Below are 12,335 nucleotides of genomic sequence, written 5' to 3' on the forward strand. Positions count from 1 at the left end.
AGACCCATAAACACATAAAAAACGCTTCACCGCACTCGAGGATTGACCAATGATCGATGCTGCCGTCTACAAACAAGTCATGGGCTCGTTCCCGTCCGGCGTCACCGTCATCACCACGCTTGATGACGACGGCCAGATCGTCGGCCTCACCGCCAGCGCTTTCAGCTCGCTGTCGATGGACCCCGCCCTGGTGCTGTTCTGTCCCAACTACAGCTCTGACTCCTATCCCGTCCTGATCAAGAACAAACGCTTTGCCATTCACGTCCTGTCCGGCGGCCAGCAGAGCGAAGCCTACGCGTTCGCCCGCAAAGGCAAGGACAAGGCGCAGGGCATCGAGTGGACGCTGAGTGAGCTGGGCAACCCGATCCTGGCCAACGCGACAGCTATCATCGAATGTGAGTTGTGGCGCGAATACGAAGGCGGCGACCACGCGATCATGGTCGGCGCGGTGAAAAACCTCATCGTCCCTCAGCAGGACACCGGCCCGCTGGTGTATTGCCACGGCAAGATGAGCGCCCTGCCCGCTTTTGCCTGATCTGCACGATTGCACTTAAACAGGCCGGCAAGCGACCGGCCGACCACAAGAGATTCGAGGTAGCGTCATGAAATTTTCCCTGTTCGTACACATGGAGCGCTGGGACGAAAGCGTCAGCCACCGTCAACTGTTCGAAGACCTGACCGAACTGACGTTGATGGCCGAGGACGGCGGTTTCAGCACCGTGTGGATCGGCGAACACCACGCCATGGAATACACCATCTCGCCGAGCCCGATGCCGCTGCTGGCCTACCTCGCTGCCAAAACCACCACCATTCACCTGGGCGCCGGCACCATCATCGCGCCGTTCTGGCACCCGCTGCGGGTTGCCGGTGAATGCGCACTGCTCGACGTGATCAGCAACGGCCGGATGGAAGTCGGCCTGGCGCGCGGCGCCTACCAGGTTGAATTCGACCGCATGGCCGGCGGCATACCCGCCTCATCCGGTGGTCAGGCGTTGCGGGAAATGGTCCCGGTGGTACGCGCCCTATGGCAAGGCGACTACGCCCACAACGGCGAGATCTGGAAATTCCCCACCTCCACCAGCGTGCCGAAACCGATCCAGAAGCCCAACCCGCCGATGTGGATCGCCGCCCGCGACCCGGACTCGCACAACTTCGCCGTGGCCAACGGCTGCAACGTGATGGTCACACCGTTGATGAAGGGCGATGAAGAAGTCCTCGACCTGAAAAACAAATTCCAGACGGCGCTGGACAACAACCCTGATGTGCCGCGTCCGCAATTGATGGTGCTGCGTCATACCCACGTGCATGCAGTGGATGACCCGGAAGGCTGGAAGGTTGGCGCCAAGGCAATTTCACGTTTCTACCGAACCTTCGATGCGTGGTTCGGCAACAAGGAAGTGCCGGTAAACGGCTTCCTGGCCCCGAGCCCCGAAGAGAAATTTGCCGGACGGCCGGAGTTTGAACTTGAGAGCCTGCACAAGACGGCGATGATCGGCACGCCGGAGGAGATCATTCCGAGAATCAAGTACTACCAGGAACTGGGAGTGGACGAGTTCAGTTTCTGGTGTGACAACAGCTTGCCGCATGCGGAGAAGAAGAAGTCGCTGGAGCTGTTTATCAAGCATGTGGTGCCGGCGTTCAGATAGACCTGCTGCCCCGCATATGAAAACGCCCCGAGATGTTCGGGGCGTTTTCATTTGGGGTTTCAAGCCAACGACGGCTCTGCCGGATCAGGCAGAAAGAATCGCGCTGTCAGCCAGCATGTCGCCATTGCTGTGACGAACAGTACGACCATTCCGGAAATCTCCTCGGAAAAGCTCGCTCCCTTTACATCCGATAAAACGGCCAGGACAAACGGTGTCACCCATAAAGTGGCCAATACGGCACCCGACAGCGCAATCACCGAACAGGCTCGGCTCGTCCGTTTGACCTTCATCAGAGCAATCACCATTGCGAATAACAAAAACGGCACAAGAAACACTGCTTCAGCGAGAACAGGGCCAAGGAACGGCATCAACATCAACTCCCCTCCCACGACCTCGCCCATCAGCCGTGGGTTCATTGCCAGATGGAAGATTGTTGCAAGGGTCTTGATGATGCTTGCGATAAACCCTGGAACCAGTGGACAGAGAAGAAAGGCAAGGAACACTTTCAGACGCGGATATTTCACTTCATTCACTGCCACAATCCTTTTTCCACAAAAAACAAACGTTGTGCATCGTCCTTCACGTTGCAGGGCCTCAACGTCTGATGCCTGTTTGCGTCGCGATATCTTCCGGCGCCAAATGGCGACCATCGGCCGACAGCAGCTCCAGCTTCCTGATCGGCTTTCGCTTTTGCGCATCCACCATCACCGAGCCCGACTCACCAGGCTCGAACATGAACTCCCCGCCCCACTGCGACAGCGCGACGATGACGGTCTGCAAGGCCCAACCCTTTTCCGTCAGCACGTACTCCTTGTAGGCGCTGCCATCGGACGCCGGCACCAGGCGCAGGATGTCGCGCTCCACCAGCCCTTTGAGCCGGACACTCAACATGTTCTTGGCGATCTCCAGGCTCTTCTCGAAATCGCCGAAACGACAAATGCCGTCCAGCGCATCGCGGATGATCAGCAGCGACCACCAGTCGCCGATCAGGTCCAGTGTCCGGGCGATCGGGCAGGCATTGCCGGCGAGGCTTTTGCGCTTCATTTCGGGTGTCTCCAGCAAATCGGCAGGTTGGATGCGGTTGCATCTTACAACCCGCACTGCAAAACCGATAACGCCGTGCGCCATGAACTTAGCACCTGCGTACAAGTGGCCGATGCGCTTTGCCGCGATAGTGACCATTGCCATCACGGCATTCACGCAGGCCCACACCCAAGGAGTTTCCATGAGCACGTTCACGACCCAAGACGGCACCGAGATCTATTTCAAGGACTGGGGCAGCGGCAAACCCGTGCTGTTCAGCCACGGCTGGCCGCTGGACGCCGACATGTGGGAATACCAGATGGAATACCTGAGCAGTCGCGGCTACCGCACCATCGCCTTCGACCGTCGCGGTTTCGGCCGTTCCGAGCAGCCGTGGACCGGCTACGACTACGACACTTTCGCCGACGACATCGCGCAGTTGATCGAACACCTCGATCTGCGTGACGTGACCCTGGTCGGTTTCTCCATGGGCGGTGGCGATGTCAGCCGCTACATTGCGCGCCACGGTAGCGAGCGCGTTGCCGGGCTGGTGCTGCTGGGCGCCGTGACGCCGCTGTTCGGCAAGAAACCGGACTTCGCCGAGGGCGTCGACACGTCGGTGTTCGACGGGATCAAGGCAGGCCTGTTGAAGGATCGTGCGCAGTTCATCGCTGACTTCAACGCCCCGTTCTATGGCACCAATCAGGGTCAGAAAGTCTCAGAAGGCGTGCTGACGCAAACCCTGAACATCGCCCTGCTCGCCTCGCTGAAAGGCACCGTGGATTGCGTCACCGCATTCTCGGAAACCGACTTCCGCCCGGACATGGCGAAAATCGATGTGCCGACGCTGGTGATTCACGGCGATGGCGATCAGATCGTCCCGTTCGAAACCACCGGCAAACAGGCGGCGGCGCAAATCAAGGGCGCTGAGCTGAAAGTCTACGCGGGCGCGCCACACGGCTTTGCGGTCACCCATGCGCAGCAATTGAATGAAGACCTGCTGGCGTTTCTCGATCGCTGAGTTTGCATTGAACTGAACACGCCTTGAAAAGGGCCGCCGACAACCCTGTCGGCGGCCCTTTTTTTCGTCGTCCCGGATTCCGGTGCCACGGTGAAGCCCCGTATTTACGGGCCTCCTGGCCCTCTGCATCACGTTTTTATCTTCACATGCCAGCTTAATAATATTTTACCGATAACCACCCCCTCCCTAGTCTGATCCCAAGCACAGAGAACAGGTCGACAGCGGCCTGAATCCAACGGCCTCGTGAGAAGGGATCAGAGATGACCACTGAAATAATAAAAACAGACACGCTTGTTGTCGGCGCCGGTCAAGCGGGTGTGGCCATGAGCGAACACCTGAGCAAACTCGGTGTGCCGCACCTGGTGCTGGAGCGCAGCCGCGTTGCCGAGCGCTGGCGCACCGGGCGCTGGGACTCGCTGGTGGCCAACGGTCCGGCGTGGCACGACCGCTTTCCGGGGATGGAATTCGACGACGTCGATCCGGATGGGTTCGCCCACAAGGAACGTGTCGCCGATTACTTTGAAGCCTATGCGAAGAAATTCAACGCACCGATCCGCACCGGCGTGGACGTGAAGAGTGTGGTACGCAATGTCGGTCGCCCGGGCTTCACCGTCGAGACTTCCGAGGGTGTGATCGAAGCGGCCCGCGTCGTCGCCGCCACCGGCCCGTTTCAACGTCCAGTGATCCCGGCCATTGCGCCGAAGGATGAGCGTCTGTTGCAGATTCACTCGGCCGACTATCGTAACCCGCAACAGCTGCCGGCCGGCGCGGTGCTGGTGGTCGGCGCCGGTTCGTCTGGCGTGCAGATCGCTGATGAATTGCAGCGCTCGGGCAAGCAGGTTTACCTCTCGGTCGGTGCCCATGACCGCCCTCCTCGCGCTTACCGCAACCGTGATTTCTGCTGGTGGCTCGGCGTGCTCGGCGAGTGGGATCAGGCCGCGATGAAACCCGGTCGCGAGCACGTGACCATCGCTGTCAGCGGCGCCCACGGTGGGCGCACCATCGATTTCCGTGGCCTGGCCCATCGCGGCATGACCCTGGTCGGCGTGACCGAATCGTTCAGCGACGGCGTGGTGACGTTCAAGCAGGACCTGCGCGACAACCTCAAGCGTGGCGACGAGAACTACCTCGCGCTGCTGGATGCCGCCGACGCCTACATCGAACGCAACGGCCTCGATCTGCCTCTGGAACCGAAAGCCCGCGAAACGTATCCGGACCCTGAATGCGTGAAAAACCCGCTGGCCGATCTCGATCTGGCCGCCGCCGGCATCACCTCGATCATCTGGGCCACCGGGTTTGCCGTGGACTATTCCTGGCTGAAAGTCGCCGCTTTCGACGACAACGGCAAGCCGCAGCACCAGCGCGGTGTGTCCAGCGAATCAGGCGTGTATTTCCTCGGCTTGCCGTGGCAATCACGACGTGGGTCGTCGTTCATCTGGGGCGTATGGCACGACGCCAAGCACGTGGCCGATCACATCGCTACCCAGCGCAAATACCTGGCCTATCGCGATGCCGAGCAACGCGAAGCCGTGCTGCACAACAACGCTGTCGACACCGTCGACGCTTGATTTCCCTCTTCAATACCGGCGCCTGTCGCGCCGGGTCCGATTTCGTCAGGAGCCTCCCATGAGTCAGCCAACCCACACCCGCATTCGCATGTTCAACACCAAGGACACCTACCCGAACCAGACCCTGGACAACGACCTGTGCCAGGCCGTGCGCGCCGGCAACACCGTGTATGTCCGTGGTCAGGTCGGCACCAATTTCGATGGCGAACTGGTCGGCCTCGGTGACCCGCGCGCCCAGACCGAACAGGCCATGCGCAACGTCAAGCAATTGCTCGAAGAGGCCGGCAGCGACCTGAGCCATATCGTCAAGACCACCACTTACCTGATCGACCCGCGCTACCGCGAGCCGGTGTATCAGGAAGTCGGCAAATGGCTGAAGGGGGTTTTCCCGATCTCCACCGGGTTGGTGGTGTCGGCGCTGGGTCAGCCGCAGTGGCTGATGGAGATTGATGTGGTTGCGGTGATTCCCGAGTAATTCAACTTCAGCGAAAGGAGGCCACACATGACATTTTCCATCGCCGCCCGCTGCCCTGAAACCGGTCAGTTCGGCATCGCCATCAGTTCCTCCAGCATCGCCGTCGGCGCCCGCTGCCCGTGGTTGTTGCCGGGGGTCGGCGCGGTGTCGAGCCAGAACATCACCTTGCCGTCTCTCGGCCCGGAAGTGCTCGCCCTGATGGAGCAAGGCCTGGCGCCCGAGGCGGCGCTGGACAAGGTGCTGACCCGCAACGGCTACAGTCAGTACCGGCAGATCACGGCGATCAACCACCTCGGCCAGACCGCGCATTTCAGCGGCGCGCAAACCCTGGGCGTGCACAACGCCGTGTCGGGCGAGCAATGCGTGGCGGCGGGCAACATGCTCGCCGGGCGCTCGGTGATCGAAGCCATGGTTAGCGCGTTCGAAGAAGGCGAAGGCCAATTGGCCGATCGCCTGATCAAGGCCTTGCACGCCGCCCAGGCCTTGGGCGGTGAAGCGGGCCCGGTGCATTCAGCAGCCGTGGTCGTGGTCGGCGAACTGACCTGGCCCATCGTCAACCTGCGGGTGGACTGGGCCGATAAAGATCCGATCGGCCAATTGCAAACACTCTGGGACGCCTATCGCCCACAACTTCAGGACTACATCGACCGCGCGCTCGATCCAGCCAAGGCGCCAGGCTACGGGGTTGCCGGAGACGATCGATGACCGACAGCGTCGCGTTGCTCAAGACGCTGGTGGGGTTCGACACCACCAGCCGCGAGTCCAACCTGCAACTGATCGACTTCGTGCGCGGCTACCTCGAAGGTTTCGATGTGCCGTGCGAGCTGATCTACAACGACGAGCGCAGCAAGGCCAACCTGTTCGCTACGATCGGCCCGGCCGATCAGCCGGGGATCGTGCTGTCGGGGCACACCGATGTGGTCCCGGCCGACGGTCAGCCATGGACACTGCCACCGTTTGAACTCTGCGAGCACGACGGCAAGTTGTATGGCCGTGGCACGGCGGACATGAAGGGCTACATCGCCTGCGTACTCGCGCTGGTGCCGTCGTTGGTCAAAGCACCGTTGCGCATGCCAGTGCACATCGCCCTGTCCTACGACGAAGAGGTCGGCTGTCTCGGCGTACGTTCGCTGCTCAAGGTGCTGGAACAACGTCCGGTCAAACCGCTGCTGTGCATCATCGGCGAACCGACCGAACTCAAACCGGTGCTCGGGCACAAGGGCAAACTGGCGATGCGCTGCGATGTCCAGGGTCACGCCTGTCATTCGGCCTACGCGCCGCTCGGGGTCAACGCCATCGAATGTGCAGCCGAGCTGATCGGCGAGCTGGGGCGCATCGGTCGGGAGCTCAAGGATGAACACGTCGACCCGCGTTTCGACCCGCCGTATTCCACGGTGCAAACCGGCGTGATCAGTGGCGGCAAGGCGCTGAACATCGTCCCCGCCGATTGCCGTTTTGATTTCGAAATCCGCGCCCTGCCCTCGCAGGATCCGGCGGTCGTCGCGCAGCAGCTCAAGACCTACGCCGAACAGCAAATGTTGCCGCGCATGCGGGCCGTCAGCGAGCAGAGCGATATCCGGTTCAGCGAACTGTCGGCGTATCCGGGGCTGGCGACGGATGCCCGGAGCCAGGCTGCGGAATTGATCGCCACATTCTGCGGCTCGGATGATTTCGGCACTGTGGCATTCGGCACTGAAGGCGGACTGTTCGACGCGGTGGGCATTCCCACGGTGGTGTGCGGCCCCGGCAGCATGGATCAGGGCCACAAGCCGGACGAGTTCGTCAGCCTCGATCAGCTCAAGGCCTGCGATGAGATGCTGCAACGGATGCGGGCTTCGATTCGCCTTTGATACCTGCCCCCAACTCTGTGGGAGCGGACTTGGTCCGGACGGCGCTCCGACGACGGCGTCAGATCAGCCTCTGCTTATGTTGAAGCTGTTGGCCTCTTCGCGGGCAAGCCCGCTCCCACATTGATCTAGCGACTGGCGCAGATTTTCGATGCGCCACAACCGACAGACAGCTGCTCCAATGGAGGTCAGCTGCGTTGTCGTTCATGGTGCTGAAACGCCCGAAACAGAGCGTTTCAAGCTGTCAGGAGAGCCTCGTTTTTTTAACGCCTGAAGCAACAAAACTACTAATTTATCTCTCCCCTTTCCTTGCCCATGATCAACCCCAACAAGAAATGCGCCGTCCGTGCCGGCGCTCACTGAAGTACGTACACGTACTCGTCCTTGCCTTGGAGTTCGTCATGGCCACCTCTGCAACAACGTCCGCACCGCTCATTGAAAAACACACGATCGGCTACGTGCCGCCCGAAGATCGCCACGGAAAGGTCAGGGATCTGTTCACCCTCTGGTTCGGCGGCAATATCGCACCGCTGCCCATCGTCACCGGCGCCCTCGGCGTGCAACTGTTTCACCTGAATCTGGTGTGGGGCATCGTCGCCATTCTGGTCGGCCATCTGGTCGGCGGTGTGCTGATGGCGCTGCACTCGGCGCAAGGCCCGCAGATGGGCATCCCGCAGATGATCCAGAGCCGCGCGCAGTTCGGCTCCCTCGGGGCGCTGCTGGTGGTATTGATTGCCGGCGTCATGTACATCGGCTTCTTCGCCTCCAACATCGTACTGGCCGGCAAGTCCCTGCATGGCGTGGTCGACAGCGTTCCGGTGCCGGTCGGCATCGTCATCGGCGCGCTGGGCTCGGGAATCATCGGGATCATCGGTTACCGCTTCATCCACGTGCTCAACCGCATCGGCACTTGGGTGCTGGGGATCGGCATTGTAATCGGCTTCGGCTACATCCTGACTCACGTGCAGACGGCTGACTTCCTCACCCGGGGCAGTTTCAACCTCTCGGGCTGGCTCGCGACGGTGTCGCTGGCAGCGTTGTGGCAGATTGCGTTTGCGCCGTACGTGTCGGACTACTCACGCTATCTGCCGGCGAATGTGCCGGTGGCCGCGACGTTCTGGACCACTTACCTAGGTTCCGCGCTGGGCTCCAGCCTGTCGTTCATTTTCGGTGCAGTCGCCGTGCTGGCAACCCCGGTGGGCATGGACACCATGGACGCGGTGAAACTCGCCACCGGCTCGATCGGCCCGCTGATGCTGGTGCTGTTCCTGCTCAGCGTGATCAGCCACAACGCCCTCAACCTGTACGGCGCGGTACTGTCGCTGATCACCCTGGTGCAGACTTTCGCCTACCGCTGGATTCCGACCGCCAAGAGCCGCGCCGTGATTTCGCTGATCGTGCTACTCGCCTGCTGCTTCGCTGCGGTGGGCGCGTCGTCGGACTTCATCGGCCATTTCGTCGACATGGTGCTGGTGCTGCTGGTCGTGCTGGTGCCGTGGACCGCGATCAACCTGATCGACTTCTACGCGATTCACAAAGGCAAGTACGACATCGCCTCGATCTTCCAGGTCGATGGCGGCATCTACGGCCGCTACAACCCGCAAGCCTTGCTGGCGTATGCGATCGGCATCGCGGTACAGATTCCGTTCATGAACACGCCGCTGTACGTCGGTCCGGTGTCGGCACACATCAACGGCGCGGACCTTTCCTGGCTGGTGGGGTTGCTGGTGACGTCGCCGCTGTATTTCTGGCTGGCCAGTCGTGACAGCGCTTATCGTCGGCGGCTGATGACCGGGAAACTGGCGGGCAGTCTGTAAGTCATCCGTTCTTTGCTGATACACGAAGGCCCTCGACTGTGAGGGCCTTTTTACGTTGGCTGGAACCGCCTATTTCGCCTTGAACGCCTCACGCCGCGCTTGCCTCTCGGCGACATAAGCCTCTTGCGGCTGGCTGATCAGATCCTCGCGTCGCAACGGTTCCCTGCAGTGATCACATAGCGGTCCGAGGCCGGCGCTGTGGTTGCAGTTCTTGTGGGTCATCTTCACCGCCAGCCCTTCCTCCGGTGACTTGCACCAGGTTTCGCCCCAGGCACGCAACGCGATCACCACCGGATAGAACGCGTCGCCTTTGGCGGTGAGGTGGTACTCGTAGCGTTTCGGCCGCTCGTTGTACAAGCGACGCTCGACCAGACCGTCCGCCTCCAGGCTTTTCAGACGAGCTGCGACCATCTGCGGCGTACCGCCGGTCTGGGCCTGGATCTCGTCGTAACGATGGCTGCCCATGAACAATTCGCGCAAAACCAGCACCGTCCAGCGGTCGCCGACGATCGCCTCGGCCCGGGCAATCGGGCACAGCGTATCGGGAAGACTATCGTTTACAGCCATCAGGGCTTGCCTCTTTCATGGTTACTATGATTATCATATCAACACGATGCGGGAACAAGCCCTGAGCATCGATCACTCTCATTGCCGGAGTACACAGCCATGTCGAAACCTCTCTATCCACTCGACAGAACCGCCTACCTGCTGGTCGATCCGTACAACGATTTTCTCTCCGACGGCGGCAAAATCTTTCCGCTGATCAAACCGATCGCCGATCAGAACGGCCTGCTCGACAACCTGCGCAAACTCGACCGCGCCGTGCGGGCCTTGTCGATTCCGGTCGTCATCGTACCGCATCACCGCTGGGTCAAAGGCGACTACGAGAACTGGGATCACCCAAGCCCTACCCAACAAAAGATCATGCACATGCACCACTTTGCGCGTGGCGAATGGGGCGGTGAATGGCACCCGGATTTCGCGCCGAAGGACGGCGATATCGTGGTTCAGGAGCATTGGGGCTCCAGCGGTTTTGCCAACACCGACCTGGATTTTCGCCTGAAACAGAAGAGCATCACCCACGTAATCATCGTCGGCTTGCTGGCCAACACCTGCATCGAAGCCACCGCCCGCTACGCCAGCGAACTGGGCTACCACGTCACGCTGGTGCGCGACGCGACTGCTGCGTTCAAACCGGAGATGATGCATTCCGCCCATGAGCTGAACGGCCCGACCTTCGCCCATGTCGTCACGACCACCGACGAACTGATCGCCAGCCTCAACACACAGGGTGATTCGAAATGAGTCTGACCGGCCACCTGCTGATCGGCGCCTCTGACGTCCTCGCCACCGAGGGGACGATGAAAGCGCTGAATCCGGCAACCAACCAATTGATCGAGCCAGAGTTCGCCTTCGGTGGCGCGACGCAGGTCGATCAGGCTGCAACCCTTGCCGACGAGGCATTCGAAAGCTACAGCCACACTTCGCTGGTCGAACGCGCGGCGTTTCTGGAGAGCATCGCCGACAACCTCGACGCCGTTCGTGAGGAACTGGCCGCCCGCGCCGCACTGGAAACCGGTCTGCCCCAGGCGCAACTGGAAGGCGAAGCTGCCAAAGCCGCGACACAGTTCCGTCAGTTCGCCGATGTGGTACGCAAAGGACGTTTCCTGCAACTGGCCATCGATCCGGCGCAACCTGAGCGCCAGCCCCGGCCACGGATGGATCATCGCCTGCAAAAGATTGCGATAGGCCCGGTGGCGATCTTCGGTGCCAGCAACTTCCCGATCTCCTATTCAGTGGCCGGCGGCGATACCGCTTCGGCGCTTGCGGCCGGTGCTACGGTGATTCTCAAGGCGCACAACGCCCACCCCGGCGCCTCGGAAATCCAGGCCCGCGCCATCCGCAAGGCTGTACAGACGCACGGTTTGCACGAAGGGGTTTTCTCCATGCTGCGCGGCGGCGGCAATGCCATCGGTGAGGCACTGGTCGATCATCCGCTGATCAAAGCCGTGACCTTCACAGGTTCGGAACTGGGTGGCATGGCGCTCTATCGCCGGGCACAGTTGCGCCCCGATCCGATCCCAGTGTTCACCGAAATGACCAGCGTCAACCCGACCTTCATCCTGCCCGAAGCGCTGGCGGCACGCGGCGCGGAGATCGGTGACGGTTTCGCCGAGCGGATGCTGGTCAACGTCGGGCAAGCCTGCCTGTGTCCGTCGATCCTGATCGCGGTCAAGGGCGATGGCCTGCACGCGTTGCGCAGCGCCATGATCAAACGGATCAGTGATGCACCGGCACGCACGATGCTGACCCCGGGGATTCACGGTTCATACGTCAAAGGGCTGGTGGCGATGGAAAGCGTTGGTGCGAATCTGGTGGCAGTCGGCGCACCAGCGGATGGCCCATTTGAAGGCCGCTCGGCGCTGCTGGAAGTGGATGGGCAACGCCTGCTCAGCGAACCAGCGCTGGCCCATGAAGTGTTTGGCCCGGCCGCGCTGCTGGTGACGGTCAACGATGAAGAAGAGTTGTTGGCGGTCGCCCGTTCGTTCAAGGGTCAACTCAGCGCGGCCATTCACCTTGAAGACCGCGACCTCGATCTGGCACGACGCCTGCTGCCGGTCCTCGAACGTCGCACCGGGCGCATCGTGGTCAACGCCTTCGCCCATCCGCAGGAAGTGACTTTCGCCACCGTACACGGCGGGCCGTTCCCGGCCACCTCGGATAGCCGCTTCACCTCGGTCGGCATGACCTCGATCGAGCGCTTTTTGCGGCCGGTGGCGTATCAGGGCTTTCCCGATGCGTTGCTGCCCGAGGTGTTGCGCGACGCCAATCCACTCGACCTGCCCCGCAGCATCGACGGCCATTGAGCTGAACAATCACTGAACTGTGTGATAGGCGGCCCCGAGTGTCCAGGCGACGAAGCTGCATGGACGCTCTA

The 12,335-nt window shown here is 61.2% G+C and carries 13 protein-coding genes; 10 read left to right on the plus strand and 3 right to left on the minus strand.

The features are described 5' to 3' along the window. Positions 1-49: 49 nt before the first annotated feature. Together JJN09_RS07455 and JJN09_RS07460 are read left to right on the plus strand one after the other, a co-directional pair. The gene (locus tag JJN09_RS07455; protein WP_249486533.1) at positions 50-535 is read left to right on the plus strand and encodes a flavin reductase family protein; all 486 of its coding nucleotides are present in this window, start codon (positions 50-52) and stop codon (positions 533-535) included. A 67-nt stretch (positions 536-602) separates the two neighbouring features. Further along, positions 603-1,646: an LLM class flavin-dependent oxidoreductase gene (locus JJN09_RS07460; protein ID WP_249486535.1), complete on the plus strand. Its 1,044-nt coding sequence runs from the start codon at positions 603-605 to the stop codon at positions 1,644-1,646. 59 nt (positions 1,647-1,705) lie between these two features. On the opposite strand, the gene JJN09_RS07465 is transcribed toward JJN09_RS07460, so the two are convergent. Further along, positions 1,706-2,179 carry a hypothetical protein gene (locus JJN09_RS07465; protein ID WP_249486537.1) on the minus strand — a complete coding sequence of 158 codons (474 nt, stop codon included), beginning with the start codon at positions 2,177-2,179 and terminating at the stop codon, positions 1,706-1,708. 61 nt (positions 2,180-2,240) lie between these two features. Further along, the gene (locus tag JJN09_RS07470) at positions 2,241-2,690 is read right to left on the minus strand and encodes a helix-turn-helix domain-containing protein (RefSeq protein ID WP_249490771.1); all 450 of its coding nucleotides are present in this window, start codon (positions 2,688-2,690) and stop codon (positions 2,241-2,243) included. 181 nt (positions 2,691-2,871) lie between these two features. Here JJN09_RS07470 and JJN09_RS07475 point away from each other — a divergent pair, with 181 nt between their 5' ends. From JJN09_RS07475 to JJN09_RS07500, 6 genes are all read left to right on the plus strand, one after another. Further along, complete coding sequence (locus tag JJN09_RS07475; protein WP_249486538.1) at positions 2,872-3,690, plus strand: alpha/beta fold hydrolase; 819 nt, start codon at positions 2,872-2,874, stop codon at positions 3,688-3,690. Between the two features lie 260 nt (positions 3,691-3,950). Further along, complete coding sequence (locus JJN09_RS07480) at positions 3,951-5,258, plus strand: NAD(P)/FAD-dependent oxidoreductase (protein WP_249486540.1); 1,308 nt, start codon at positions 3,951-3,953, stop codon at positions 5,256-5,258. A gap of 58 nt (positions 5,259-5,316) precedes the next feature. Beyond that, complete coding sequence (locus tag JJN09_RS07485; RefSeq protein ID WP_007950460.1) at positions 5,317-5,733, plus strand: RidA family protein; 417 nt, start codon at positions 5,317-5,319, stop codon at positions 5,731-5,733. Positions 5,734-5,760: 27 nt separating this feature from the next. Beyond that, positions 5,761-6,438: a DUF1028 domain-containing protein gene (locus JJN09_RS07490; protein WP_249486541.1), complete on the plus strand. Its 678-nt coding sequence runs from the start codon at positions 5,761-5,763 to the stop codon at positions 6,436-6,438. Continuing rightward, positions 6,435-7,583 (plus strand): acetylornithine deacetylase, encoded by a 1,149-nt coding sequence (gene argE / locus JJN09_RS07495; RefSeq protein ID WP_249486543.1) that lies wholly within the window; start codon positions 6,435-6,437, stop codon positions 7,581-7,583. Before JJN09_RS07490 ends, argE begins: the two co-directional genes overlap by 4 nt. Positions 7,584-7,981: 398 nt before the next feature. Beyond that, positions 7,982-9,397 carry a cytosine permease gene (locus JJN09_RS07500; protein WP_249486545.1) on the plus strand — a complete coding sequence of 472 codons (1,416 nt, stop codon included), beginning with the start codon at positions 7,982-7,984 and terminating at the stop codon, positions 9,395-9,397. Between the two features lie 69 nt (positions 9,398-9,466). Here the strand turns inward: JJN09_RS07500 and JJN09_RS07505 are convergent, their stop codons facing one another. Then, complete coding sequence (locus JJN09_RS07505) at positions 9,467-9,964, minus strand: helix-turn-helix domain-containing protein (protein WP_249486547.1); 498 nt, start codon at positions 9,962-9,964, stop codon at positions 9,467-9,469. Positions 9,965-10,063: 99 nt separating this feature from the next. On the opposite strand from JJN09_RS07505, the gene JJN09_RS07510 reads away from it, so the two are divergent. Continuing rightward, the gene (locus JJN09_RS07510) at positions 10,064-10,702 is read left to right on the plus strand and encodes an isochorismatase family cysteine hydrolase (RefSeq protein ID WP_249486548.1); all 639 of its coding nucleotides are present in this window, start codon (positions 10,064-10,066) and stop codon (positions 10,700-10,702) included. Beyond that, positions 10,699-12,264, plus strand: coding sequence for an aldehyde dehydrogenase (NADP(+)) (locus JJN09_RS07515; protein WP_249486549.1), 1,566 nt, complete (start codon positions 10,699-10,701; stop codon positions 12,262-12,264). The genes JJN09_RS07510 and JJN09_RS07515 overlap by 4 nt, the downstream gene beginning before the upstream one ends. Positions 12,265-12,335 lie beyond the last annotated feature (71 nt).

The sequence above is a fragment of the Pseudomonas sp. HS6 genome (genome assembly GCF_023375815.1).
Taxonomy (GTDB): Bacteria; Pseudomonadota; Gammaproteobacteria; order Pseudomonadales; family Pseudomonadaceae; genus Aquipseudomonas.

What these genes read in the sequence shown, in the direction of transcription:
- JJN09_RS07460 (WP_249486535.1), top strand. Translation starts at nt 603, where the DNA reads ATGAAATTTTCCCTGTTCGTACACATGGAGCGCTGGGACGAAAGCGTC.
- JJN09_RS07480 (WP_249486540.1), top strand. Translation starts at nt 3,951, where the DNA reads ATGACCACTGAAATAATAAAAACAGACACGCTTGTTGTCGGCGCCGGT.
- argE (WP_249486543.1), top strand. Translation starts at nt 6,435, where the DNA reads ATGACCGACAGCGTCGCGTTGCTCAAGACGCTGGTGGGGTTCGACACC.
- JJN09_RS07485 (WP_007950460.1), top strand. Translation starts at nt 5,317, where the DNA reads ATGAGTCAGCCAACCCACACCCGCATTCGCATGTTCAACACCAAGGAC.
- JJN09_RS07490 (WP_249486541.1), top strand. Translation starts at nt 5,761, where the DNA reads ATGACATTTTCCATCGCCGCCCGCTGCCCTGAAACCGGTCAGTTCGGC.
- JJN09_RS07470 (WP_249490771.1), bottom strand. Translation starts at nt 2,690, where the DNA reads ATGAAGCGCAAAAGCCTCGCCGGCAATGCCTGCCCGATCGCCCGGACA.
- JJN09_RS07500 (WP_249486545.1), top strand. Translation starts at nt 7,982, where the DNA reads ATGGCCACCTCTGCAACAACGTCCGCACCGCTCATTGAAAAACACACG.
- JJN09_RS07515 (WP_249486549.1), top strand. Translation starts at nt 10,699, where the DNA reads ATGAGTCTGACCGGCCACCTGCTGATCGGCGCCTCTGACGTCCTCGCC.
- JJN09_RS07475 (WP_249486538.1), top strand. Translation starts at nt 2,872, where the DNA reads ATGAGCACGTTCACGACCCAAGACGGCACCGAGATCTATTTCAAGGAC.
- JJN09_RS07505 (WP_249486547.1), bottom strand. Translation starts at nt 9,964, where the DNA reads ATGGCTGTAAACGATAGTCTTCCCGATACGCTGTGCCCGATTGCCCGG.
- JJN09_RS07455 (WP_249486533.1), top strand. Translation starts at nt 50, where the DNA reads ATGATCGATGCTGCCGTCTACAAACAAGTCATGGGCTCGTTCCCGTCC.
- JJN09_RS07510 (WP_249486548.1), top strand. Translation starts at nt 10,064, where the DNA reads ATGTCGAAACCTCTCTATCCACTCGACAGAACCGCCTACCTGCTGGTC.